Annotated in this window: 26 protein-coding genes; 6 read left to right on the top strand and 20 right to left on the bottom strand. The window is 37.6% G+C overall.

The features are described from left to right. Positions 1-90 precede the first annotated feature (90 nt). The 9 genes from hppD to DCS32_RS07575 all read right to left on the bottom strand — a co-directional run bounded on the left by hppD (position 91) and on the right by DCS32_RS07575 (position 10,653). Positions 91-1,251 (bottom strand): 4-hydroxyphenylpyruvate dioxygenase, encoded by a 1,161-nt coding sequence (hppD, locus tag DCS32_RS07615; protein ID WP_108877726.1) that lies wholly within the window; start codon positions 1,249-1,251, stop codon positions 91-93. A gap of 118 nt (positions 1,252-1,369) precedes the next feature. Further along, the gene (locus DCS32_RS07610) at positions 1,370-1,843 is read right to left on the bottom strand and encodes a CCC motif membrane protein (RefSeq protein WP_108877725.1); all 474 of its coding nucleotides are present in this window, start codon (positions 1,841-1,843) and stop codon (positions 1,370-1,372) included. A gap of 8 nt (positions 1,844-1,851) precedes the next feature. Beyond that, positions 1,852-3,012 (bottom strand): homogentisate 1,2-dioxygenase, encoded by a 1,161-nt coding sequence (locus DCS32_RS07605; RefSeq protein WP_108877724.1) that lies wholly within the window; start codon positions 3,010-3,012, stop codon positions 1,852-1,854. A 192-nt stretch (positions 3,013-3,204) separates the two neighbouring features. Beyond that, positions 3,205-4,098 carry a RimK family alpha-L-glutamate ligase gene (locus tag DCS32_RS07600; RefSeq protein ID WP_108877723.1) on the bottom strand — a complete coding sequence of 298 codons (894 nt, stop codon included), beginning with the start codon at positions 4,096-4,098 and terminating at the stop codon, positions 3,205-3,207. 69 nt (positions 4,099-4,167) lie between these two features. Beyond that, entirely contained in the window at positions 4,168-5,415 is a 1,248-nt protein-coding gene (locus tag DCS32_RS07595; RefSeq protein ID WP_108877722.1) for an NAD(P)/FAD-dependent oxidoreductase, read from the bottom strand. Between the two features lie 21 nt (positions 5,416-5,436). Further along, complete coding sequence (locus DCS32_RS07590; RefSeq protein WP_108877721.1) at positions 5,437-6,441, bottom strand: 4-hydroxyproline epimerase; 1,005 nt, start codon at positions 6,439-6,441, stop codon at positions 5,437-5,439. A gap of 21 nt (positions 6,442-6,462) precedes the next feature. Further along, entirely contained in the window at positions 6,463-8,175 is a 1,713-nt protein-coding gene (locus DCS32_RS07585; RefSeq protein ID WP_108877720.1) for a DUF885 domain-containing protein, read from the bottom strand. A 7-nt stretch (positions 8,176-8,182) separates the two neighbouring features. Next, a complete protein-coding gene (locus tag DCS32_RS07580; RefSeq protein ID WP_108877719.1) occupies positions 8,183-9,679 on the bottom strand; it encodes an aldehyde dehydrogenase (NADP(+)) in 1,497 nt (498 codons plus the stop codon). 59 nt (positions 9,680-9,738) lie between these two features. Continuing rightward, a complete protein-coding gene (locus DCS32_RS07575; RefSeq protein ID WP_108877718.1) occupies positions 9,739-10,653 on the bottom strand; it encodes a dihydrodipicolinate synthase family protein in 915 nt (304 codons plus the stop codon). Between the two features lie 133 nt (positions 10,654-10,786). On the opposite strand from DCS32_RS07575, the gene DCS32_RS07570 reads away from it, so the two are divergent. The 4 genes from DCS32_RS07570 (at position 10,787) to DCS32_RS07555 (ending at position 14,108) form a co-directional block, all read left to right on the top strand. After that, positions 10,787-11,620, top strand: a complete 834-nt coding sequence (locus DCS32_RS07570; protein ID WP_108877717.1) for an AraC family transcriptional regulator — start codon at positions 10,787-10,789, stop codon at positions 11,618-11,620. Between the two features lie 99 nt (positions 11,621-11,719). Beyond that, complete coding sequence (locus DCS32_RS07565) at positions 11,720-12,268, top strand: response regulator (protein ID WP_013750379.1); 549 nt, start codon at positions 11,720-11,722, stop codon at positions 12,266-12,268. A 3-nt stretch (positions 12,269-12,271) separates the two neighbouring features. Beyond that, complete coding sequence (locus DCS32_RS07560; protein ID WP_108877716.1) at positions 12,272-13,684, top strand: sensor histidine kinase; 1,413 nt, start codon at positions 12,272-12,274, stop codon at positions 13,682-13,684. A gap of 4 nt (positions 13,685-13,688) precedes the next feature. Then, the gene (locus DCS32_RS07555) at positions 13,689-14,108 is read left to right on the top strand and encodes a response regulator (protein WP_108877715.1); all 420 of its coding nucleotides are present in this window, start codon (positions 13,689-13,691) and stop codon (positions 14,106-14,108) included. Here the strand turns inward: DCS32_RS07555 and DCS32_RS07550 are convergent. The 9 genes from DCS32_RS07550 to trxA all read right to left on the bottom strand — a co-directional run bounded on the left by DCS32_RS07550 (position 14,105) and on the right by trxA (position 21,188). Next, positions 14,105-15,106 (bottom strand): metal-dependent hydrolase, encoded by a 1,002-nt coding sequence (locus DCS32_RS07550; protein WP_108877714.1) that lies wholly within the window; start codon positions 15,104-15,106, stop codon positions 14,105-14,107. The genes DCS32_RS07555 and DCS32_RS07550 overlap by 4 nt on opposite strands. A gap of 19 nt (positions 15,107-15,125) precedes the next feature. Further along, a complete protein-coding gene (locus DCS32_RS07545; protein WP_108877713.1) occupies positions 15,126-16,898 on the bottom strand; it encodes a MutS-related protein in 1,773 nt (590 codons plus the stop codon). A gap of 1 nt (position 16,899) precedes the next feature. Next, the gene (locus DCS32_RS07540; RefSeq protein ID WP_108877712.1) at positions 16,900-17,256 is read right to left on the bottom strand and encodes an MmcQ/YjbR family DNA-binding protein; all 357 of its coding nucleotides are present in this window, start codon (positions 17,254-17,256) and stop codon (positions 16,900-16,902) included. Beyond that, entirely contained in the window at positions 17,253-17,741 is a 489-nt protein-coding gene (locus DCS32_RS07535) for an AAA family ATPase (RefSeq protein WP_108877711.1), read from the bottom strand. The genes DCS32_RS07540 and DCS32_RS07535 overlap by 4 nt, the downstream gene beginning before the upstream one ends. Beyond that, complete coding sequence (locus DCS32_RS07530) at positions 17,741-18,358, bottom strand: DUF4230 domain-containing protein (RefSeq protein ID WP_108877710.1); 618 nt, start codon at positions 18,356-18,358, stop codon at positions 17,741-17,743. The genes DCS32_RS07535 and DCS32_RS07530 overlap by 1 nt, the downstream gene beginning before the upstream one ends. A gap of 108 nt (positions 18,359-18,466) precedes the next feature. After that, positions 18,467-19,978, bottom strand: a complete 1,512-nt coding sequence (locus tag DCS32_RS07525) for a carboxypeptidase-like regulatory domain-containing protein (protein WP_108877709.1) — start codon at positions 19,976-19,978, stop codon at positions 18,467-18,469. A 126-nt stretch (positions 19,979-20,104) separates the two neighbouring features. Beyond that, positions 20,105-20,269 (bottom strand): hypothetical protein, encoded by a 165-nt coding sequence (locus DCS32_RS16130; RefSeq protein ID WP_204161808.1) that lies wholly within the window; start codon positions 20,267-20,269, stop codon positions 20,105-20,107. A 19-nt stretch (positions 20,270-20,288) separates the two neighbouring features. Continuing rightward, positions 20,289-20,891, bottom strand: coding sequence for a thiamine phosphate synthase (locus DCS32_RS07520; protein ID WP_108877708.1), 603 nt, complete (start codon positions 20,889-20,891; stop codon positions 20,289-20,291). Continuing rightward, positions 20,892-21,188: a thioredoxin gene (gene trxA, locus DCS32_RS07515; RefSeq protein WP_108877707.1), complete on the bottom strand. Its 297-nt coding sequence runs from the start codon at positions 21,186-21,188 to the stop codon at positions 20,892-20,894. Positions 21,189-21,471: 283 nt separating this feature from the next. Here trxA and DCS32_RS16125 point away from each other — a divergent pair, with 283 nt between their 5' ends. Then, positions 21,472-21,615 (top strand): hypothetical protein, encoded by a 144-nt coding sequence (locus DCS32_RS16125; protein WP_204161807.1) that lies wholly within the window; start codon positions 21,472-21,474, stop codon positions 21,613-21,615. A gap of 57 nt (positions 21,616-21,672) precedes the next feature. Here the strand turns inward: DCS32_RS16125 and acs are convergent, their stop codons facing one another. After that, on the bottom strand, positions 21,673-23,583 hold the full coding sequence (gene acs, locus DCS32_RS07510; protein WP_108877706.1) for an acetate--CoA ligase: 1,911 nt from the start codon (positions 23,581-23,583) through the stop codon (positions 21,673-21,675). Between the two features lie 377 nt (positions 23,584-23,960). Here acs and DCS32_RS07505 point away from each other — a divergent pair, with 377 nt between their 5' ends. After that, complete coding sequence (locus DCS32_RS07505; protein WP_108877705.1) at positions 23,961-26,189, top strand: ATP-binding protein; 2,229 nt, start codon at positions 23,961-23,963, stop codon at positions 26,187-26,189. Positions 26,190-26,204: 15 nt separating this feature from the next. On the opposite strand, the gene DCS32_RS07500 is transcribed toward DCS32_RS07505, so the two are convergent. Beyond that, positions 26,205-26,408 (bottom strand): thioredoxin family protein, encoded by a 204-nt coding sequence (locus DCS32_RS07500; protein ID WP_108877704.1) that lies wholly within the window; start codon positions 26,406-26,408, stop codon positions 26,205-26,207. Positions 26,409-26,541: the final 133 nt, after the last annotated feature.

The following is a 26,541-nucleotide window of genomic DNA, read 5'->3' as shown; positions in this document are numbered from 1 at the left end:
TCCGTCCTATTTCTAAGACGAAGTTTTAGTTAAATAATTGTAATTGTGTAAATAACAGGGTTACGCTTTCGCGAAAGCGTACTTAAGAAGTTATAAAGTTCCTCTCTGTGCTTGCTCTCTTTCTATAGACTCAAAGAGTGCCTTAAAGTTTCCTGCACCAAATCCTTTTGCTCCCATACGTTGTATGATTTCAAAAAATAGGGTTGGCCTGTCTTCTAGAGGTTTAGTAAATATCTGAAGTAAATATCCATCTTCATCCGCATCTACAAGGATAGAAAGCTCTTGTAAACGTTCTATATCTTCCTTCATCACCTTCATGTGCTCACCCAGTCTTTGTGGGATATCATCATAATACGTTTGTGGTGGTGGTGGTAAAAACTCGATACCACGAGCCTTAAGCTGCGCTACGGTTTTGATAATATCATCTGTTGCAAGTGCGAGGTGCTGTACACCAGCTCCTTCATAAAAATCTAAATATTCTTCTATTTGAGATTTCTTTGCTGCCTCTGCAGGTTCGTTTATAGGGAATTTAATACGACCGTTTCCATTACTCATCACCTTACTCATAAGTGCCGAGTATTCTGTGTGAATTTGCTTATCGTCAAAAGACAAGAAGTTTACAAACCCCATCACCTCTTCATAAAACTTCACCCAAGTATTCATCTGGTTCCAGCCCACATTACCCACCATGTGATCTACATATTTTAAACCTGTAGGCTCTGGATTATAATCTGATTCCCATTTTCTAAAACCTGGTAAAAACGCTCCTTTGTAATTTTTACGTTCTACAAACATGTGTACCGTTTCTCCATACGTATAAATACCAGCGCGTACCGTTTCTCCATGCTCATCTGTCTCTACAAATGGTTCACAATATGACTTTGCTCCACGTTTTGTAGTTTCTTCATAAGCACTTCTTGCATCTTCTACCCATAAAGCAACCACCTTTACACCATCACCATGCTTTACAATGTGATCGTTTATTGGCGACTTACTGTTAAGTGGCGTCGTTAGTACGATGCGTATTTTATCTTGCTTAAGCACATAACTCACCTCATCACGAGATCCCGTCTCAAGACCTTTGTAAGCATATGATTGAAAACCAAATGCCGTTTTATAAAAGTGTGCTGCTTGTTTTGCATTACCCACATAAAACTCCACATAGTCTGTCCCTAGAAGCGGAAGAAAATCCTGCGCTCCTTCAAATATTTTTTCTAATCCGTAGTCTACAGATTTTAAGTCTTTGCTCATAGTTGTTACTTTTCGGTGAAGTTAGTTTAAGCTATTACTTCACTATTAATACTAATTTATAAGTCTTCTGCCGTAGCAGATTATTATTTGTTTTTGTTACGCTTTCGCGAAAGCGGTATTACTCAATACTATCTCTTTCTGGAAACACTTCATTTAAGAAAATAGAATCTGTACTTATAGAATCTACTTCTTCTTCTATAAAAACATCATCATTAAAGTCATCTTCGTATTCCCAGTTGTTATCTGTACTGTATGCATCATTTGTAAGATCATCAAATGCTCCTGTCATACCAGCAACTCCTAAAAATGCAAGCGCTCCTATCACGATAAGTAAGAACAACCCATTTAAAATGATAGAAATAATATTAAGAACTCGTGCTATGGAAACGTTACTCCTGCTAGACTCAGAAAATTCTTCTGGGTTTAAGCGATAGAGTTTCATGCTCTTATTTGCCATTACAAGTCCTGCGATACTCAATCCTAATGGTATTATTGCGGTAAATCCATAACAACAGCAACCAGCAATACCTATCACGAGGCCAACGATTCCTAATATTAATGCAGACGGATCTGCAGGTAATTTATTTTGCATATTGATGTTTAGTGGTCTAGCCAGCTTTGATAATAGCTTTCATCTGCAATTGCCATAGCATCTTTGCAAACCATAAGTGGTTTAAAAGTATCTACCATCACTGCAAGCTCTTCTGTTCCCTCTTTCCCTATACTTTTCTCAGCAGTTCCTGGGTGCGGACCGTGTGGAATCCCTGCTGGGTGTAAAGAAATATGTCCCGCCTCTACATCTGTACGGCTCATAAAATCACCATCTACATAATACAATACCTCATCACTATCTATATTACTATGATTGTATGGCGCTGGAATACTGAGCGGATGATAGTCGTACTTTCTAGGCACAAAACTACAGATTACAAAGGCATCTGTCTCAAATGTCTGGTGTACTGGTGGCGGCTGGTGGATGCGACCTGTTATAGGTTCAAAATCATGAATTGAGAAGGCGTATGGATAATTATATCCATCATATCCTACCACATCAAATGGGTGTGAAGCATATACCATCTCAAAAATATCGTCTTGCTTTTTTACCTTGATTAAAAACTCCCCTTTCTCATCGTTAGTTTCTAACTCGTAAGGCTGTCTTAAGTCACGCTCACAAAATGGAGAATGCTCTAGTAACTGACCAAAATAATTACGGTAACGCTTAGGTGTATAAATAGGTCTGCGTGACTCGACTATAAAGAGTCTATTATCTTCCGTATCAAAATCCATCTTGTAGATAACTCCTCTAGGAATGAGTAAGTAATCTCCATATTTAAAATCAAGATTCCCTAAGTGTGTGCGCAGTTTTCCAGTGCCTTTATGAACAAAAATAAGCTCATCTGCATCTGTGTTTTTATAAAAATAATCTTGTGTGCGTTCTTGAGGAGCGGCAAGTATGATCGTACAGTCGCTATTAGTGAGCACGGCTTTCCTGCTTTCTAGATAATCCTTTTCTGGCTTTATTTGAAAACCACGAAAACGATACGATTGCATGTTATTCTCCTTTGCAATCTCTGGTTTTACAGAGTATTGCTTACGTATTTCCTTTACTTGCGTAGGTCTATGTACGTGATAACTATTTGTACTCATCCCGTCAAAACCTATGGTTCCAAACAATTGTTCGGAATATAAGGAGCCATCTGGTTTACGAAACTGAGTGTGACGCTTATGAGGGATATCTCCCAACTTATGATAAAAAGGCATTGTTGTGTTTTTAGATTGTCTTAAAGTTACTCAAAATCAAGTAAAGCAATCTATTCTGGGTTCCTCTTTATGAGGAAATTAAGAAGTATAGGTAAGTTTATCCAGCCTTGTGCGTTCATGAGCGTAAATATAGGGGATTTTTACGCTTTCGCGAAAACCGAAGTTTATTGATTCTCTTTAAGTTTAAAATAACTACTTCATAGCAGAAATTATACCCTCTGCAAATCTTGCAGAGCTTTCTGGATAATTACGTATCCACAATTCTGGCTCAATAATTTCTAATTCTCCCAGAAGAAGAGTTCCATCTGTATCCCAGAGTATATCTGCTCGACCATACGCTGGCATTGATGAGCAAGCACTAAAACATTTTTCGGCAAAGGTAATTTCTTCTTGTGTGGGTTCATATGGATGAACACTTCCGCCCCAGTCATCTTGCACTCGATAATCACCTTTCTTTGCTTTTTTAAGAATAGCGTGCGTAAAGCGACCATTAAAAACCATCAATGAGGCTTCACCCTTAGTAGCAATCGTTGCTATAAAAGGTTGCACAAGCATATCCCGCTCTGTAACTAGATTTTCAAAGAGCTCTTCATTGTCTGCACGCTCAAACTCCATCACTTTATGTGTATGAAAAGCTCCTCCAGCTATAGCGGGTTTTATGACTACATCTTGCCAGTCTCTTTCTAAACAAACCTCCTCGATAGAACGGTATGAACCTTTATCAACATAAGCTGTAGGAACAATACGAACTCCTTTTTTTTCAAGATCTACGAGATAGTGTTTATCAATATTCCACTGTATTAAGTCATAAGAGTTTATAAGTTGAGTTTTAGTTTTAGCAATTTCTAGCCAGACAGAAAACTCTTCGTACCTCTCAAAATAATCCCAAATGGTTCTAAAAACGATAGCCCGTGTTTGTGAAAAGTCGTAATCTGGATCATCCCAAGTTGTGCAATGCACGTTGAGTCCCTTATCTTCAAGAGCTTTGATAATCAGCTTACGCTCATCCAGTATGTTTTGCTCGTAAGCCGAAATAACTGCTGGCTTAAAATATTTTTGGCAAGTGAGGATTGTGATATCTGTCATTATAAGTCTTTGTAAATATTCTTTTATAAAAATAGCCCCTCCACTGCTCTCAGAAAACTATTCTTCTACTTAAAACGTTCTATCTGGATGAAACATAGCCATATCCATACTAGGTGTTACCTCATCTACAATTTCTTGCACTAGTTTACCCGTACTAGGCCCTAACGTCCACCCCATCATTGCATGACCCGTTGCGATAGTGAGGTTTTTGCATTTTGAACTTTTACCTATATATGGCATTCCATCTGCAGATACTGGTCGCAAGCCACAAGCAGCAACAGCTTTTTCTTCTGCTGTAATATGCACTTCTGGAAAATACTTATTGACACCATCTGCAATAGAGTCTACTCGAGCCTTATTAATTCTGTGATTGATTCCAGCAATTTCCATCGTTCCTGCAAAACGTGTAAATCCATTCATTGGAGTTATTGCAACTTTTGCTTCTGAAAGTATAGATGGGTAGGTGATTCCTGTCTCTTTGGTGGTCTGGATGCGATAACCTTTTCCTGCCTGAAGTAGTAAGCTGATGTTTAGCTTTCGCGAAAGCGTACTTGTCCAACTTCCAGCGGCTAGTACAACTTCATCCGCCTTAAACTCTTCCTTATCTGTTTTTACACTGGTTATTTTACCCTTATTAATTGTTACATCAATCACCTTCTCCTCTTGCCGAATGACAACACCTTTTGATAAAAGATGTGCTTTCATTTCTGCCATAAATTCGCCAGGAGTACTGTGATGATCACACTCAAAATACGAGGCGCCCACGATATCAAGCGTAGCATCTGGCATCATCCCTTTAACATCCTGAGCAGTAATGGTTCTTGCGCTTAATCCTTCTTTTATTGCAATTTGCACAAGTTCGTCCTCGTGCTGAAGTGTTTCTTCTGTCTGGCAAAGCATAAGCAGTCCTTTTTTTTCTAAGTGAAAAGAAAATCCTTCTTCTTGCTTGATCTGATGATATAAATCACGCCCCAGCACCGCAATTTCTTTCATTACGGGAACAGCGCTATTTACATGTTTCTGAGTACACGACCTATTAAAAGCTAGCGACCATTTTAAAAAATCTGCATCAAGACGCGGCTTAATATACAGCGGACTCTTTTTATTAAACATCCACTTTATTCCTTGCCTCATGACTCCGGGAGCTGCCAGTGGTACGAGATGACTAGGAGACATATATCCAGCATTTACATAACTCGCGCCGCCATCCATTTTAGATTGATCTATTACCGTGACATGATGCCCAGACTTTTGTAGAAAGTATGCACAACTTAATCCTATAATCCCTCCACCTATGATGATAACATCTTTTGCCATAAATACTTCTTTTATCCAATGCTATATTACAGAAAACCCTAAAGCATAGGGATCTTCCTCGTCTATGGTAATGGTATTATGTCCATATATTCTTGCCCATCCTTGTATGCTAGGTACAATGGCTTTTTGATCACCTATCATTGTTTCTTTTGTTACACGACCTATAAATTTTGAGCCTATAAAACTCTCGTGCACAAAGGGCTCTCCTACTTGTAATTTCCCTTTTGCATACAATTGTGCGAGACGAGCCGAAGTTCCCGTACCACAAGGGCTGCGATCTATGGCTTTATCTCCATAAAAAACAGCATTGCGCCCATCTGATGTTGCATCCATAGGATTTCCCGTCCATAACATGTGAGTTACATCTCTTATGGTATCATTTTCTGGATGGACAAATTGATTAGGATATTTCTCATTAATACGCTCACGCACTACCTGACTCATTTGTATAATCTGACCAGCCGTAAACTCGTGTACGCCAGTAAAATTCTCTTGTGGATCTACAATTGCGTAGTAATTGCCACCATAAGCTACATCAAACGAGATCTCGCCGAGACCTGGGCAATCGACGGTTAGATTTTCGGCAGCCAGAAAAGAGGCTACATTAGTGAGACGCACCCAATCTACTTTATCACCCGTTTGTTGGTATTCAATTTCAACTAATCCTGCTGGGGCTTCCATTTTAATAATACCAGGCACTCTAGGTGTGATGATCCCTTCTTCTATTGCAATTGTTATCGTCCCGATAGTTCCGTGACCACACATAGGCAAGCACCCTGAAGTCTCTATAAAAAGAATAGAGAAATCATTTTCAGGATCATGCGGAGGGAATAAGATGCTCCCGCTCATCATATCGTGACCGCGTGGTTCAAACATCAATCCTTTGCGTATCCAGTCATACTCTTTAAGAAAATGCTGTCGCTTCTCGCTCATAGTTGCCCCCTTGAGATCTGGACCACCATGAGCAACGAGTCTTACCGGATTTCCGCAGGTGTGTGCGTCTATACAAGTGAAGGTGTGTTTCATATACTATTACTAAGAAAGGGGTTAACTATTTTTCTCAATCCAATGCTTAACTCGTCTATCAAGTATAGCGAGTGTTACCGTTCCTTGCTCTAGGATGATCTCATGGAATTCCCTAATGTCAAACTTAGTACCTAGCTCTTTTTCTGCTAGCGTTCTCAGTTCTCTTATTTTGAGTTCGCCCATTTTATAAGCAAGCGCTTGTCCTGGCCATGAGATATACCTATCTGTCTCCGTATTAATTTCATGTATGGAAAGCGCTGTGTTTTCAGACATATAATTTACCACTTGCTCCCTTGTCCAGCCTTTTGCGTGTAATCCAGTATCTACTACAAGTCTGCAAGCACGCCACATTTCATAAGTGAGTTGACCAAAACGTTCGTACGGTGTTGTATACATTCCCATTTCGGCAGCGAGGTATTCGCAATACAATCCCCATCCCTCACCGTATGCATTTACATACATGTTTTTTCTAAATGTTGGAATACTATCGCCCAGCTCTTGATTGAGCGATCCTTGCAAGTGATGCCCAGGAACAGCTTCATGAACTGTAAGTGATGGCAATACATATACTGGTCTACTAGGCAAATCATAAGTATTTACCCAGTAATAACCTGGATTAGTACTACCCTTTGCACTACCTACATATCGTCCTGTAGTGTATTTAGGAGCAATTGCGTCTGGTACTGGCGCCACTCCATAGGGTTTGCGAGGTAAGGTTTTAAAAAACCGTGGTAATTGTGCATCTGCTCTTTTTGCCATATCACGAGCAATCATAAGCAGTTGCTCTGGAGAAGTGGTATAAAACTGTTTATCTGTGCGCAGAAACTGCAAGAAATCTGCAAAAGATCCTTCGAAATTTACTTCCTTAATAATTTTCTGCATTTCGGCTTTAATGCGGGCAACTTCAGCGAGTCCTTTGTTATACACCTCATCTGCAGTGATATCTAGGGTCGTGTAATAGTTTATTCTATTTTGATAATATACTTTTCCATTTGGTGTTTCTGAAACTCCAAGTGTCGTGCGCGTTTTTGGGAGGTATTCTGTTTCAAAGAATATTTTTACACGCTTAAAAGATGGAATCACTTGCTGCTCAATGACGCTTCTAGCGGCTACCAATATCGAATCTCTTTGCGAGCCTGAGATTGAACTTGGTAAGTTTAAGAATGGTTCATAATAGAAGCTATCTTTATAATTGGCTACAATTTGTGAATCATACGTACTCTCATATCCATTAAAAATTACACGCGGCTGTGAGACACCTTTTGCAACTCCTTCTCTCAACAATGGCAAGTATTGATCTACTACTTCTGGTAACGCTTTCAGCTTATTGAGGTATAAAACCGCTTGCTTATACGTACTTATGGGACGCACCATATAATTCCAACTACTATGAAAACCCGAATCTGACAATAGCGGATTTAAATAGCTTTCGTATTCATAGTAATCTACCGTTTCTTGGAGCTTGAACTTGAGTAATTCTAGAGATATGAGCTCCGTTTCAGACAACGTTGATGGTGATATAGCCTGTAGTTTTTTAAGTTGCGCTTTCGCGAAAGCGGACTCCTTTTCAAACCGTTCTTTTGAAAAAACACCCATAGGATGCTCATCTGCCAAATCATCTTGCCACTTGAACTCCTGACTATCTTCTATAATTTTTGCAAGCTGCGCCGAAGAATTCTGAGCGCAAACATTCATTGAAATACAGAAAACGAGCAGTATAATTATATGCTTCATAAAGGTTCTATTTTAGATAATCTGGCAACAACGTCGAAGGAAAGTCTTGGAAACTAAAAGGCCTTACCCAACGCAAAATACTATGATTTCCTACCGCCGTAAAGCGACTATCTGTACTTGCTGGATATGGTCCTCCGTGTGTCATACCATCTTCTACCGCAACTCCTGTGGGAACTCCGTTGTAAATGATGCGACCTACCTTGTCTTGTAAAGCTAGTGTAATACCTTGTAATGTGGCAACCTCTTCATCTTGAGCAATAAGAGTAGCCGTAAGCTGCCCTTCTAGATTTTCTATAATCTTTAATAACTCGGCTTCATCTTTTGCAAGCACAACCATAGAAAAAGGACCAAAAACTTCTTTGTGCAGCTGAGAATTGTTGATAAAATCTACACCTTTTACAACCGCCAGTGTGGGAGCTGCATGATTTTCTTTACTGCTATCTGTACTCATCACAAAAGTGACTTCAGGTACTTTTGCCATTTCTTTCTCTCCGCTAGTAAATCCAGATTGTATACGTGGATGCAACATGCATCCTTCCTCTACCTTGCTCAGATTATTTGCTAGATCATTTACAAAAGCTTGAGCTTCATCACTAGCAACGGTAATAATAAGTCCTGGATTTGTACAAAACTGTCCTACACCTTGAGTGATAGAACCTGCATATGTTTCGGCTATTTGAGAGCCTCTATTACTTAAAGCCTCCTGCGTTATAATCACTGGATTAATACTTCCCATCTCTGCAAAAACTGGAATAGGAGTATCTCTTTGTGCCGCGAGATTGTACAGTGCACGACCACCAGTATGACTACCCGTAAATCCAACGGCTTTTATTGCAGTATTTTTCACGAGTTCCTCTCCTACTTCAATACCCGCACTATTAAGATTAGAAAAAACACCTTCTGGCATTCCTGTTTTTTGTGCAGCTTTAATAATAGCAGTAGCCACCATCTCTCCCGTACCAGAATGCATAGGATGTGACTTTACAATAACAGGACAACCGACTGCAAGAGCACTAGCGGTATCACCACCAGCCGTAGAAAAAGCCAGCGGAAAATTACTTGCCCCAAAAACAACTACAGGCCCTATAGCAATCAATGCTTTTTTAAGTCCGCTTGCATTTCCTGCCCCTGTAGAATTGCGCCATTTGTCTTGTGACACTAACTCTGCAAACATTCTAAGCTGCCCTAATGTTCGACCTAGTTCCCCTTGTGCTCTACCTTCTGGAAGGCCACTTTCTTGCATATACATATCTGTAAGACTAGCGCCTAAAGCCTCTACCTCATCTGCAATAGCACTTAAAAAGCTTGCGCGTTTACTTCCCTTTATTTGACTGTAGGAGTGAAAGGCTTTGTGAGCAAGCGCACAAGCAGTATTTATTTCTTGTTGAGTAGCCTCGTAAAATACGGTTGGATTTTCCTTATTTAGTAGAGGATTTATAGTTTTATAAGTCACGTTACCCGTAGCGGTCTGTGTAAAACCTATTTGATTTTTTCCTGTAATCATAATGCTTTAATTTTTTGCTGGTGCAGAGTAATAATTAGACAATGATCTTATCTGTAGCATTATAAATTTCTATAATTAGGTAAGGAAGGTCTACTAGCCAGTCCACTTTTTATTACTTGCAAGACATGTTCTCTCTCATCTCCAGAAAGTGGCAGTCTAGGTTTACGCACATCTTCTGTCCCTATACCAGTATGGACTTCTGCAAGTTTTATGTTTTGTACCAGTTTAGGATTTATATCTAATTCTAGTAGTGGTAAGAACCAGCGATAAATCTCAATTGCTTCTTTAATTCTACCAGCCTTTTGCAGCTCGTATATTGCTACAGTCTCTGCTGGAAAAGCACATACTAAACCTGCGACCCAGCCATCTGCTCCCATCAACAATGACTCTAGCGCTAGTGTATCAACGCCAGTCATTATTTTAAGCCTATCTCCAAAGTTATTTTTAATGCGTGTTACATTAGAAATATCGCGAGTACTTTCTTTTACAGCTTGAATATTATCATGTTTTAGCAAGGTCTCAAACATGTTAAGAGTGACCTCTATTTTATAATCTACAGGATTATTATAAATCATGATAGGTAAGCTGGTACTACTTGCAACATCTTGAAAATAAGTAACCACTTCGGCATCTCCTGCATTATATCTCATAGGAGGAAGCATCATAAGGCCACTTGCTCCATCTTCCTCAGCTTTCTGTGCGGCAGCAATGGCTCCTTTTGTAGATTGCTCCGCAATATTTATCATGACCGGTACGCTACCATTTACAAGTTTTACCGTCTCCGTAGTAAGTGTGCGCTTTTCATGATCTTCTAGAGTACTCGCCTCCCCTAGTGTGCCTCCTAGTACAATACCGTGCACTCCCGCGTCAAGTTGGGCTTTGATGTTTACAGCAAACATGTCAAGATCCAGCTCGTCTTTTTTTGTAAATTTTGTCGTTACCGCAGGCATGACACCTCTCCATTCTATACTCATAATGATGTTATTTTGGTCAAAGATAATGGCACTATAAGCCCAAAATTAAATACTGTTTTATCCATCACTAATAGTATATTATCCAAATTAATATGACCTGCTGATTATTTGAAACAAAAAAGTACCTTTATATATGCGTGTACTCCCTTTTAAAATTCCGAAGCCCAGCAATGCTGCTATTTTATTTCAAGTAGATCAAGGTGTATTATACAATGCACTCCATCATCATGAGGAAATCCAAATAAGCTACATTAAGAAAGGAACGGGAACTCTAGTGGCAGGAGATACTGTTCATTCATTTTCGGCTGGAGAGGTAATTGTTTTAGGCAGCTTTCAGCCCCATGTATTTAATAGTGACACCGCAGATTGCTTGATGTATTCTGTATTCTTTAGTACAGCATCTTTTGGCGATATATTTTTACAATTAGAAGAAGGAAAAGGTATTGCGGATTTTAATGCTTTTGCGAAAGCGGGATTTAAAACATCTATAACTCCTGAAATTGCATCTTTGTTCCAGCATATAAACACGGCTCAAGGAATGCATAGATTAGGGCATTTTATAGACCTAATTACTGTCTTGAAAATCAAGAAAAACATATCGCTTTCAACGTTTATTTATGAACGCCACATTTCTGAAAAAGATGGAAAACGCATGAGCGCAATCTTTGACTTTACACTAGCAAATTACAGACAAGAGGTGCATTTAAATGATCTTGCATCCTTAACATCTTTGACGCCTCATAGCTTTTGCAAGTACTTTAAACAGCGCACAAACAAGTCATATTTTAGTTTTCTTACTGAAGTTCGCATTGCACATGCCTGCTCCTTACTAGAAGCTCAACGAGAAATTCCTATAGCAGATGTTGCAGATCGCTGTGGTTATAAGACTTTATCGCATTTTAATAAAAACTTTAAGAAATTGATGAAAATCACTCCAAGCGTCTATAGAGACAAGGATAGAACGTAATTATTTAAGTTTTTCTTTTCTTAGATTTTTATAAAAATGTTAAGAAAGCTACGATATAATATCTCATATCTTTACATAAACAACCTAGACTAACCAAAAATGATTGATACTCCACTACGCATACTTATTGTAGAAGACCTAGTATCTGATGCTTTTCTCGTACAAAAACAGATAAAACGCTTTTGTAACAATGTTGAAATTAGCATTTCAGACAAAGAGCTTTCACTTGCTGTGGCTCTTAAGCAGTTCTTACCAGATATCGTGGTAAGCGACTTTAATCTTGAAGGATTTACTGGGTTTGACGTAATTAAACAAGTCAAAGAATTTAATAGTGAGATCCCTGTTATTATTATTACTGGAAACCTTAATAATGAAGAGAAAGCAGCAGAGCTCATCTTACAAGGGGCTTCTGGATTTTTCTTGAAAGAAAACCTTCAAAATTTACAACAAAAACTACAACCACTTTTTGAAAAATTCATTTCAGAAAAGCAAGAGCTTATCACTCGTTTAGAGAGACAACGTGAAAAAGATGCTAGGGAGCGAGAGCTTACAGATTACTTACGTCATCATGACTTTGAAGCTTATGAACACAAAGAAGCAATAGAATCTCTGAAGGACAAAGTGCTCAAATTTTTATCCATAAAATAATCTATGGATACTACCGAATCTAAAAATATAGTCAGGTCACTTTACTTAAGTTTTTTTTCGACGCTTGCTGTAATTGTTTTAGTTACGCTGCTATATCTTGCATCACAGTATTCTCAAAAATGGATTGTTCATACTAATGAAACTACCACTCAAATACATAATGTATCTGAAACATTATTGAAAGCTGAGAGTATGCTACGTGGATACTTAATAAGTAAGGATCCAGAATATCGTATTGATTACAAAGTTCAAATAGCAAAATTGAGGGGTGAGATAGATCAACTCAAAATAAAAACGCTCGAGAACCCTTCTCAACAAGAAAACTTAAGAAAGTTTGAAGCGCTAGTAAATGAGCGCGTACTGGGCATGGATAATAACATGGAGAACTACGTCCTACGTACTCCAGAAGAAAATAGAAAACGTACCGGAAGAGTAGAAACCTTGCGTCTCATAGATGCTATTGATAATATGCGAGACATCATGCTTATTGAGGAGAACGCATTACTACTAGAGCGTAAATCTACCTACGACACTATTTATGTTTTGAGTCTTATTGCATTATCAATAGCCTTATTATTGATGCTTTTTAATGTGTATGCCGTTAGAAAAAGACTTATTCCGCTCTTTACAAAACTTGCAGAAAATAATGATGCTCTCATCGAACTAGTCCACTCTCGAGATCAAGAAATTGCTCTCAAAGAAGCACAAATGGAGATGAATGAAGACCTCATTCACCAGATGGAAGACAAGAACAAACAGCTTAACCAGTTTGCTTACATAGCCTCTCACGATTTGCAAGAACCCCTGCGTACGGTAGATAACTTTATTGCACTTTTTGAAGAAGATTACGGCGAAAAATTAGACGGTGAGGCTGGCACCTATTTTGATTTTATAAAAGGAGCCACTGCTCGCATGAAGAGTCTTATTACAGGTTTACTCAATTACAGCAGACTAGGCCGATCTGGGACTCGTTCAAAAATAGATCTCAATAAACTGTTAGACGACATTAATAAAGATCTAGGCACTCGCATAGAAGAGAGTGGAACAGTTATTACTAAGGACACACTCCCTACGGTATCTGGTTATCCTGTAGAATTACGACAACTTTTTGTAAACTTAATTACAAATGCCATCAAGTTTACTCCACCAGAACGCTCTCCAAAAATTCATATAAGTGTAAGCGACTCGAGACTTTACTACACGTTTAAAGTTTCTGATAATGGATTAGGTATTAAAAAAGAGCACTTAGATAAGATATTTAATATGTTTACACGCCTTCACAGTGCAAAAGAATACGAAGGAACAGGTATAGGTCTTGCCTTCTGTCAAAAAATAGTTGAATTACATAAGGGAAAAATAAGTGTTGCATCTACCGTAGGTGAAGGCAGCACATTCACATTTACTTTAAAAAAATAAGAACATGCAACCACTAAGAGAGATATTACTTATAGATGATTCTGAGTCTGATAACTTTGTACACTCACGTGTAATAAAAAAGGCAAAAGTGACTGCAAAAGTGACTATCAAATATTCTGGCGAGGAAGGGCTTACTTATCTTAAAACTCTGATAGATGAAGATTATCCACGTCCTGATCTTATTTTCTTAGACATTAACATGCCTGGCATGGATGGCTTTGAGTTTTTAGAGCATTATGAAGAATTAGAAGACGTACAAAAAGCAGGAGTGGTGATTGCTATGCTCACTACCTCTACTTCTCCAGTAGATAAAAAGAAGGCCGAAAAGTATGACCTCTTGCAACATTTTGACAACAAACCCCTTACTCAAGAAAATCTCTTTAAAATTTTAAAAGAGCAATTTCCAGGACGTTTTGATGATTAATTCCCCTTAATCCTTGTCCATAGATTACCTAATACGGTATCCATATTTGACGTGTCTGGACGATCCTCTGTGGCTGTGATTGTACCGTCATTTTCCTCTAGCTTGTATCTAAAAACAAATTGAGGATTATCTGGATTTATGGCAATAAGCCCAAAACGGAGGTCATTATAAATCCACTTATCTTGATTTCTTTCTAAAATATACCATCCTTCAGAAATGGTTATAAGCCGTTGTACTTCTGACGTATTGATAAGCGCTTCACTTTCTGAGCGCTTTTTAGGATATGCCTTAAAAGTGATGGGCTTGGAGTCAAATAGAGAGTAATCACCTATAAGATAATTTTCGCCTGCATCTACATTTATATTCCACAACACCGTGTTCATTGGGGCTGGGCGCGTTGAGATTTGGGTATATGCTATGCCCTGCTGCTCAAGATTTTCAACCACTTTTTGATGGGCGATATACTTTATTACAACCGTTAGTAATAAATATGCAGTGCTTATATAAATACCAATGTTGTTTATACGCTTTCGCGAAAGCGTACCACGTTTTCTAGTAGCTGCAATAAGAACACATATTAAAAAAGGAACGGTGTATAGCGGATCTATAACAAAGATGCTATTAAAAGCAACTCTCCAATTAAATGGCCAAAATATTTGTGTTCCCCATGTAGTAAATGCATCTAGCAATGGATGTGTAAAAAGACCCCAGAAAAAAAGCTTTGACCATCCTTGCCACCCCACATCTGGTCGTTTTTTGAGTTGATGAACAATCCAACCAAGTAAGGGTGCTGCGAGAATAGAAAATACAACACTATGGCTAAAGCCACGGTGCATCTCTGTCGCTGTGATAGTATCTGTGAGATATCTCCATACAATGTCAAGATCTGGTATGGTACCCGCTACGGCTCCCCAGAGCATTGCTCTATTACCTATCTTTTTGCCAAGTACCGCCTCGCCTACTGCGGCACCAAGAACTATCTGAGTTAAACTATCCATACAATCTTATTAAATACTATTATGACACAATCCCCATTTTCTTCAATAAGAAACTAGCATTCATGTTCTGACAAATACCTTCCTTAAAAGTGTAATCAAAGAACAATTCGTCATTTATTATTTGTGCGTCAAAGTAGTAGTTCTTCACCTCCTTAAGATCATTTGCCGCCTCACATAAACTAAGGTCGTGCGTAGCAATAATACCAGTTGCTCCTGCACCTACAAGCTTATCTATAAACTTACGAGAACCCTCTGCCTTATCTGTACTGTTAGTTCCTTTTAAAATTTCATCTAAGATGATAAAGTAACGATCTGTTTCTATCTGATCTACAATAAACTTAAGACGTTTGAGTTCGCTGAAGAAGTAACTCTCATCATCTGTAAGACTATCTGTGGTGCGCATACTAGTAATTAACTTTATAGGCGTATATGAAGCGCTCGTTGCAAATATGGGCAAACCTACGTTACCCATCACAACCTGTAAGGCTACCGTTCTTAAGAAGGTACTTTTACCAGCCATATTTGCTCCTGTGATGATAAAGAACTCATCATTCTTTATAGTGATATCATTACGCACAGCAGTTGTAGGATCAAGAAGAGGATGCGCTGCTCCTGTGGTAACTAATGTAGTTCCAGTTTCGGTAATCTCAGGAAATACATGACCTTCATGGTTAAAAGTATAATTACCCAGACTGTTATAAGCATCAAAGAAGGAGATTACTTCAAACCAATCTTCAACCGCATCGCGATGTGTTGCAATCCACCTTTCAATGTTGTGTACAATACTTAAATCTCTAAGAAAAAACCCATTAGATATGAGTCCAATTATAAAATTATTACGCTGATCAAGTGCGTCTAAATGTTTTGAAAAAGCTCTCAAAATGGACGAACTTGATTGCTCTGATGTAATGACCATCTTGCGCTTATTTACTAGCAAATCACTCGCAAATTCTTGCTCCTCTATTCTAGATAATAAGCTCGCATATTGTGTAAATGTGGTTTGAATCTTACCTGTATGTGCAGAGAGCATATTAATTCTCCCAAAGAACCTCCCGCTTATCAATAAACCTATCCCAAATACTACAAATACCCACCATCCAGCAATAAAACCTATAAAATAAGCTGCTAGTGTAAGTAATGAGATTACAGAAAATATACGCGAGATAAGTTTCATTTGTTTAGGCACAAAAGAGGTGTACTCTTTTAACCAAAGCAGTACACTATCTGCAGATAAATCTGTGGTAACTAATGATGCGATTGCACTAAATAATTGTCTCCACTCTGGCAGCTCACCTAACTCTTTTACAGCTTCTTGCTTTTGTGATATTCCCTCAATATCATTTGAAAGAAGCATGGAAGCAAGTTTTGAAGAACCACTATCAAGGGCAGTTCTATTAAAGTATTGAAAGAAAGAGCCACGCCCAAAAAGGTCTATATCTTGGCTAAACACATGCTCTGGATTATGAAATTCACTCCCATCTGGCAGGTCATAAAAATCCCTACTTAGTACTTTTAATTCTGTCTCATTGCGCTCTAGAAGTGCTTTAGTAAGATCACGCTTGTGCTGCAACTGGCTGTGCCGACTCACAAGTAGTAAAAAAGCAATAATACCCACGATTATACACCCCATAAGGAATTGCGTGTTACCTAGTGTGAAGTACACACTCGCTCCTGTAGCTAAGAACACTGCGAGCCTTATGGTACTTGAAATATTGAGTTTGCTTTTAATCTCAGATAATTCCTTCTGATATGTTTTAATTTGTCCTTCATAGAAGGCTGTAGGTGCTGTCATATTATAGAGCCGCAAGTTCGGCTTGTTGTTTTTTTGTCATTTTTGATACGACAAGATTGTAAGAATGGTCAATAAGCTCTGCTAATAATCGTGGTGGTAACTCTTCCAGAACACAGGTATTCCAGTGAGTTTTATTCATATGCCATCCAGGAATGATAGCTCCATCGTGAGTCTCTCTCAAAATGAGAGCTCGATCTGGATCACATTTTAAATTTGCCGAGAGTGGAATTCGTTTTAAAGAGCAAAGTGCAAACATTTTACCCATCACTTTAAAAACTAGGGTGTCTGCATCAAAAGGCAACTCCTCCGTGACTCCTTTTTTATCAAGGCAATATGTTCTAAACGCTTCTATATTCACTTGGTAATTATTGTTGCTTCTACGAGTTCATCTTCTACAGGCGGCTCAAACCAGGTTTCCATAAACTCAAAATCTGCCGCCGAAACGTCAAATTCGTAGGTGGCTCCTTGCTCTTTATTGCGCTGTTGTACTCTTTCTTTTCTTATTTCTTTATCAATATCAAGAAAGTGAAGCTCGTAAGGTATTTGGTGCGCTTTCGCGAAAGCGTAAAAACGTTCTCTTCTATCTCGCTTTGCAAATCCAAGATCTAAAATTGCGGGAGTATCCGCCTCTTCGAGCTGTAATACTAGTGATTGAATCATCTGGTCGCTACGCGCTATGCGTTCTAAAAACCAATCAACTCCGTCTGTCTCTTGTTTATCATCAAGAAATAGTGTCTTATTCCAATGATCAATGGAAAATAAGATACCATTAACGCTTTTCTTAAGATCTAATGAATACGTAGTTTTTCCTGCTCCTGTATTTCCAGTAATAAGATAAATCACTAGGAGTCCAGTTTCTTAGTCTCATTACTCGCAGGTATTTCAAGCGATGAGTAGTCTAATTTCCAGCCTATAGTTTCTACAAGTTTTTGCATTAACTGTACCGTTTCTAGCGCCTGTGTTTTTGCTTCTTCAAAGAGTCCGCTTTGTGGGATTTTATCGCGTATGTGCTGCTTTGCCTCTCTGTTTATCTCTGTAAGATCTGTGCTAGTAAAAGGATTTGCCCAGCCTTCTTTTTTATCATAATACTTAAAATCTGTCTCCACAGAAAGCAACTCTGGCTCTGGGAAATTGAAAAGTTTAATGGTTCTATTCTTATCATCTGCCTCCATTTTAATCTTAGTAAGATCAAAACCTATGTGTGCTTTTGCATCTATGAGTACGATGGCTTTTTTTGAACCTAGTAATAGATTCATCCATTTATTTTTTAAACTTTCGTAATGATATATCTCTGCAAAGTCGCCTTCTACAGTGATGAATTTACACACCGTTCTTATGCGCTCCATAAGCACCACAGACTGTGCTTGAGCATCTGGAGTTTTAGATTTTCCAGAGATAAAGTTAAATACAAAATAAGAGAGAATCGCTCCTACGGCGAGCCCTATAAATACTAATTCCATAAAGTAAAGATACTAAAAGCGCTTAAAGACTTCACCATATAAAATGCCAGCAACCACAAAGGGAAACTGGCATGATAATTCGATATCAAGAATCTTTGATCTAGTCTTTTATTTACTCTCAGACTTAAAGCTTTGTATTGCCGCATTAGGCTCCATAATGGTATAACCTTTCCAAAAATTAGGATCATAATTAGATAAGTATGTTGCCTCCATCTCTTTAATTTCCTCTACAGCATCGTACGTACTTTGATCAATACTAGTAGAACTAAAAATGACTAGCTCCTTTTTTGAATAGCTAGTATTTGCTATTTCAATCTCCATCGCTACTTCATTTTGCTTGCGGCGACCTCCTACATTTTTGTTTTTTTCAATGATTTTCAAAGGTCTATCTATACCTATGCGCTCTCCGTTTTCTAACTCCATAAATCGCAAGGAATAACCACCATTATCATCTTTTGCATAGATGCTTTTTCCCTTATATAAATACTTCTTATAGCTTATACCGAACATCCCAAAACTTGACAGCTTGCGCACATTCTCATACTCTAGACGCATTACTGCAAAGTCATCCGTATTTACATATAAGGTTCCTTTAAAATCTTTTCTTCCCTTAGGTTCAAAGTCTATTACATAAACAATATCATCACCTATTGCCGTAAATTTTCTTTTAGTAAAACGATAACGATTTGCTTTGGTTAAAAAGTCAAGCTTTGTATCCTCTTTATAAAACATAGCCTCAAACAGATCAGAAAGGTCAGATTTTATGCTTTCTGTAATGGCTTGCTCCTTGTCATTTTCCTCTTGCTCTGTATCTACCTCTATTTTAAGTCCGCCATTTGAGCTACCCATTTTTGTTGAGTCATCTACTTCAATGGTGGTTCCTATAATTCCAGATTTTATTTTAAAATAAGAATCTGCTTTTACATTTTTCTCAACAATTTCTTCAAGCCTTTTTCCAAAACTCTCTACCCCTACATCTTTTTTAGTTTTGTCATAGAGCTTTGCGGCTTTATCAATAACTAGCTTTTGATTGTCATAATTACCAGAAAGTGTTCCTACAGACTCACTGTAGTAATCACTCTTCTTTGCTACAGACCCCACTAGACTATCCATAAAGACTTGGTTAAATTCTGGAATAGTCGTTTTTTCTACTTCGATATCCATTTTATCAATACGATCTGACTCAGACTGTCTGAAGAATATTTTTTTCTCAGTGAGCGCATTAGGATAATTGACAGCTATGTTTTCTTTAACTCGCTCTATAATTTCCTCTGCATCCAGCGGATTATTTGTGAGAAACACATTTTCTAATTCGTTTGTTTTTACACGCAGTGATATAATGGTATCCATCACTTTCTTAGGAAAAATAGCCACCTCTTCATATCCCATAGATGAGATATACACAGAATCCCTAAGTGTAGATAGCTTATGCTCTCCAAGAGTAAAGATGCCTTCTTCGTTGGTAATTGTACCTGTGTTTTTAGATAATTTTACAGTTGCAAAAGGAATGGGCTCTTTAGTCCTTTCATCAATTACGGTTACACTATAAGATTGTGCTACCGCCGTAGCAGCGCAGGTTATTGTAAGTAATGTGAGAATGAATTTTATAAGTGTCGTCATAAGATGGTTATTTAATATATAGACGCTGGAAAAATTAAAATGGTTGCCTAAACTATTAAAATGACGTCTTTACTATCAATATGTTACGCTCTAAAACCAAAAAAAGCGTCCATCGGGACGCTTTTATTATTCTTCTTCTTTCTCTTTAAGAGCTTTCATCTTTTCTTTTGCTTCGAGTAATCGCGCTTCACTAGCGTCTTTTTTCTCGCGCTCTTTCTTTTTCTTACGATCCATAAGCTTAGAATGCTTTGCTTTATTTTTCGTATTCTTAGGTGTTCCTCGTTTTGCCATGGTGCAAATATAGTAAAGGTTAGGTATTCGCTTTCGCGAAAGCGGTCTTCATCTCCACAAAGGCTACTACAGGATCATCTGCATTCCATATACCACCTAGCGCTCCTACTCCTTTAAAACCAAGTTTTAGTGCTTCTGGAGTTGTGGTTGCATTTATTCCTCCCATGCCCACAATATCCTTATTAATGTGACGCACATCAAAACCTCTTCCTTGCATATCACTTTTAGAAATTGCCGAAAACACAGGACTTAATAATGTATATGCAAAACGCACTGCTTGCGAAGCAAGATCTTGAGGCTCGTGATAAGAGGAAGACACAATATTTCCTTTGCTAGTAAATGAGATTACATAGTCCTCTAGACGGTCACCTTGTGCTCTCCACATCGCTTCCTCTAGATGCACACCCATAATGTTAAATTGATTACACAGCTCTTTATGAAAGTTGTGCGTCATTATACGATTATGATATGCACTATCAACCATATTCAAGTATGCTATGTGCTCATCAAGACTTGCATCTGGTTTTCTAAGATGAAAATGAGATAATCCAGCTTCAAAGAGTTGATGAAGCGTCTCTATCTCACTTTCGCTTGTTTTCTCCGAAGAAATTAATATGATCATCTATGCTGTTTTTACCACCTCAACAATAACACTTTTCTCCAGCACTCCAGATTGTCTCCACACCTGCTTACCTGCTTTATAAAGAATCATAGTAGGTACTCCACGCACATTATACTGTGCAGCAAGCGGCTGATTTTTATCTACGTCTATTTTTATAATTTTCACTTGATCACCTAGCTCATCTTTTACTTGTTCTAGTATTGGACCTAATGTTTTACAAGGCCCGCACCATGTTGCATAAAAGTCTACTAAGACGGGCGTTTCAGATTGGATTATATCAAAAAAGGATGATTTCATCGTTGTGTATATTTTAGATTTATTGAAATATAATAAAATCCCTCTGTACCATTAATGGCTTTAAGAGATTTATAACCTTAGTCGTTTTTGATGTGTGTTCCTTAATATCCAAACTAGCACATTTTTGAACCAGTAAACTCTCTCAAAACTACTCACACCTACAGCTCTAATCTTCAAGCACCACCGTTCACATTTTTTAACAATGGATGGTTAAGGTTTATTAATTGCTTTTACAAAAAGGCAGTTTCAAATTATCTTTAAGTGAACATTAAAAATTATAATCATGAGTAATACAACACCTAATCCAGAGAAAACAAGTAAAAAAGAACAAGCGATTAATCTAGAGGCCACTCACGGCAAAGAGATTAACTATCAGGTAAAAGATAAAAAAGAGTTTACCCAACCACGAGATAATCTAAAGAGTTAATTAATCACTCACTATATATAAGAAACCCCGAAGAAATAATCTTCGGGGTTTCTCATGTTATAATAGCGCGTTGTCTTTTACGCTCTTCACCACCTCAGGGTTAAGAAGTGTACTTATATCTCCTAGATTATCCCCTTCTCCGGACGCAATCTTGCGTAGTATGCGACGCATGATTTTACCAGATCGCGTTTTAGGTAATCCATTTGTAAATTGGATTTTATCAAGCTTAGCAATCGGACCTATTTTTTCTGTAATAAGCTGATTAATCTCCTTGCGTAAATTATCGTGATCACGCCCTTCTCCAGTCTCCTTTAACGTTACATAACCATACAAAGCATTTCCTTTAATAGTATGAGGAAAACCTACAATTGCACTTTCGGCAACAGCTGGATGTTCATTAATAGCATCTTCTATAGGTGCTGTACCTAAGTTGTGACCAGAAACGATAATGACATCATCTACACGTCCTGTGATTCTATAATAACCCGTAGCATCTCTCAAAGCACCATCTCCAGTAAAATACATATTATCAAATGCCGAAAAATACGTGTCTTTATACCTTTTGTGATCTCCCCATATCGTTCTAGCTATACTAGGCCATGGAAATTTAATGCACAATTTTCCTTCTACTTGGTTTCCTTTTATTTCTTTGCCTTGTTCATCCATTAAGCAGGGTTGTATTCCTGGTAATGGCAAAGTTGCAAATGTGGGAATTGTAGGCGTTGCAAAGGGGATAGGGCTGATCATAATCCCACCGTTTTCAGTTTGAAACCAGCTATCAACAATTGGACATTTTTTCTTCCCTATATTATCATTATACCAGTGCCAAGCCTCTTCATTTATGGGCTCACCTACGGTTCCTAATACTTTTAGAGATGATAAATCATACTTCTCCACATAACTCAAGTTTTCCTTTGCAAGTGCTCTTATCGCCGTGGGAGCAGTATAAAACTGGCTTACTTGATGTTTATCTATTATTTCCCAAAAGCGACCCCAGTCTGGAAAACTAGGTACGCCTTCATAAAGTACCGAGGTTGCACCATTTGCAAGTGGCCCGTAGACAATATAACTATGCCCAGTAATCCATCCTATATCTGCACTACACCAATACACATCATCTTCTCTATATTGGAATACATTTTTAAATGTATATGCACTATATACCATATAGCCAGCGGTAGTGTGCAACATCCCCTTAGGTTGGCCTGTAGAGCCAGAGGTGTATAAAATGAATAGAGAATCCTCTGCTTCCATAGTTTCGGCAGGGCAATCTGTTGATGCTTCCTTTAACAGTGGTGCTACCCACTCATCACGCCCATCTTTCATTACTACATTGCCACCAGTGCGTTTAACAACAAGTACGCTCTGAACAGATGGAGTATTTTCTAATGCCTCATCCACAATACTCTTAAGGTCAATCGTTTTATTACCTCGATATGAGCCATCACTTGTAATCACCATCTTACAGCTTGCATCATTAATACGAGTACTTAATGCAGTACTAGAAAAACCGGCAAATACTACTGAATGCACCGCTCCTATACGAGCACATGCAAGCATAGATACCGCAAGTTCCGGTATCATGGGTACATAAATACACACGCGATCACCGCGTGTCACACCTTTAGCCTTAAGCACATTTGCAAACTTGCACACGCGCTCATGCAGGTCTTTATAAGTAATATGTTCGGCAGGATCAGCAGGATTATTAGGCTCAAAGAGCAATGCTGTTTTATCACCACGAGTGTAGAGATGTCTATCGAGACAATTTTCTGTAATATTTAATTGGGCTCCATCAAACCACTTTACTTCTGGCTTTTTAAAATCCCAATCTAATACGGTATCCCAGCGCTTGCGCCAGACAAAGTTTTCTTCGGCAATTTCTTCCCAGAATTGCTCAGGCTTGTCTACAGACTTTCGGTAGACTTGAAAATACTCTTCTAGATCTTTTATGTGGTAATTACTCATTATGTATCTATTTGATTGATAAAAGATATAGAGTATGACGCTAATAATGAAAACATTTAACGCTTTCGCGAAAGCGCACCAAAGACAAACCATCCTAATATTACCATAAATTCAAAATCTCAACTAGTTAAGGCTCAAATATGCAACAGAGAGCCTTTTTATAACATGAAAATTATTCATTGCTGATAATTAGCGGCTTATAAAAAATATCACAGAGATTTTGGAAAATAAAAAAATCTAAGTAAACCACCCCTATAATCGACAAAAAGCAGTATTTTCAAGATTAAAAGAATATTATTAGTTAATTAAATCCATTTTTTGACATAAAACATACTCTAGGGATAATTTCTTAAATTATCATTCCCAAATCAAAATTTATGACTAGACTAACTACAATACTTCTAGTTGTTTTAAGTACTGTATATACTTTTAAATCCTACAGTCAAGAGACAATCTCTCAAGAAGAAATTCTTTCAATAAAAGAAAAGCAATTTACTATTGCAGAGATAGACTCTCTGATGCCGTCAATTCTCACCCTTTTCAATGAGTCCAGTTATGAAAAAGTAATTGAGATAGTACCACATCTTCTAGATAATGCTAAGAGAGTCAAATCACCTATCACTACATCTCGTTTAAGAAGTATTCTAGGAAATGCATTTATACAAGTAGACAATTTTCAGGGTGCCGAAGATCTTTTTAATAACGCCATTGAGGAAAATAAAAAATCTAATGACACCTTTAATTTGGCAAGAAATCTTACTAATCTGGGGAACACTTTTTTTGAGAAAGATCCAGAAAAGGCCATCACTTATTTTGAAGAAGCACTCGCCATAAGCCCAGAAATTGAAAATAGTATCATGATTGATTTTATATCAAATAACAACCTAGCAGAACTATACGTCATAAAAGGGCAACCTAATGAAGCGCAATACTATCTAAATCAAGCAAAAGAATTGCTAACAAAAGATGACTTTAATGGAAGGAAAAACAACTTTGAAGGGACCGTCTATCACGTTCAAAGTTCTATCTATCTATTACAAAATAAACCCAAAGAGGCGATTAATGCAATTAACTACTCTATGGAGATCGCTGGTAATGAGCAAGATGACAATTACAAAATTGATAATTATAAAAACCTAATGAAAGCCTATGAAAGCTTAGGTAACTACGAGCAAGTAAATAACATACGTAAAACCTATGATGTACTCGTCGAAAAGAGATATGAAGCAAACAAGATAAAGCAGCAAAAAAATGCTACCTCTCGCTTTAATCTCAATAAATTTAAACAAGAACTACGAGCCTCTAAATTAGAAAATGAGCTCGCGCTTCAAAAGGCTGGTGAAGACAAATTACTTTTAAGAACTTCACTCGTACTAGCGGCAATCTTACTCTTATTTATCGGAACTTTATTATATGGAAGGAAAAAACGAAACAGGCTTCTTGATAATTTAAAATCAAAAAACAAACAATATCTACAAGCTAAAAAGAAATCTCAAAAGCTAGCCAGAAGCAATACTAAATTCCTTTCTACAGTAAGTCACGAATTAAGAACTCCGCTCTATGGAATTATAGGACTTTCATCTGTATTTCTTGAAGACCCAGCACTCAAAAGTCATGAGGAAGATTTAAAATCCCTAAAATTTTCTGCCGACTATCTCCTAGCACTCGTAAATGACATATTGAGCTTAAATAAGTTTGCCTCAAAAGAAGGCGAGCGCGTCCAGAAGACTAACTTTAGACTACATAAATTAATACCTCACATCGTACAAACTCTTGAGTTTATAAATAAGAAAAACAATAACACTACTAAGGTAATTATTGACCCTAATATTCCAGACACTTTACTGGGCGATAAAACTAAAATCTCTCAAGTCCTCATGAACTTATCGAGTAATGCCAGCAAGTTTACAGAGGATGGCACAATCACCATAAAGGCAACACTACAAGAAAAGAATAAAGATGTAAACAGTATTCTCTTTAGTATAGCAGACACAGGACAAGGCATTGCCAAAGAAGAACAAGAAAAAATTTTTACTGAGTTTGCTCAAGTAGGGGCCAGTTCAGACCATCAAGGCACAGGCCTAGGTCTTCCTATTGTAAAAAAGATTTTACACATACTAGGGAGTAAATTATCACTAGTAAGCAGTCCAAATAAAGGTTCTACTTTTTCATTTACAATTGACCTAGAAACTGGATCCGACTCCTACCTAGAAGTTCAATCAGATATCTCAAGCTATGAACGTCTCAAAGGCAAAAAGGTACTTATAGTAGACGACAATAATATTAACCAACTTGTAACTAAAAAAGTACTTGAACAATACGGTATAAAAAACGAAAGTGCCAGTGATGGACAACAAGCTGTGAGCGCAGTAAAGAATAATGCCTATGATTTCATATTGATGGATATTAACATGCCTATTATGAATGGTATTGACGCAAGTATTGTTATAAGAAAGTTTGACAGTATAACTCCTATCATTGCTCTTACAGCCACAAGCTATAAAGAAGGAGATAAAGAACTAACAAAACACGGCATTAACAATAGCATACTCAAACCCTATAAGACAGAGATTCTCTTAGACATGCTCTTAATGCATAGCGTGTGATATATACATTTTTACTCAACCTTGTTTTCCTGCTTTATAAAGTATCATCGTAGGTACTCCTCTTACAGTATATTGTGCTGCTAGTGGTTGATTTTTATCTACATCAATCTTCACAATTTTGACTTGAGGCCGAGCTCTTCTTTTACTCGCTCCGAATATAGATCCTAATGTTTTACAGGGTCGACACCAAGTAGCATAAAAGTCTACAAGAACTAGAATTTCAGATTAGATGATTTCAAAATTGTTTTTTTGAAATATACCAAAATGCACCTATTACTGTAGAGGTTTAAAGAAATTTCTAATCATTTATACCAAACTCAAAAAGTCCCAAAGATTTTCTCCTTGAGACTTT

It is taken from the genome of Dokdonia sp. Dokd-P16, assembly GCF_003095655.1.
Classification (GTDB): domain Bacteria; phylum Bacteroidota; class Bacteroidia; order Flavobacteriales; family Flavobacteriaceae; genus Dokdonia.
Note: the sequence above shows the minus strand (reverse complement) of the source record. Positions and strands in the feature narration are given on the sequence as shown.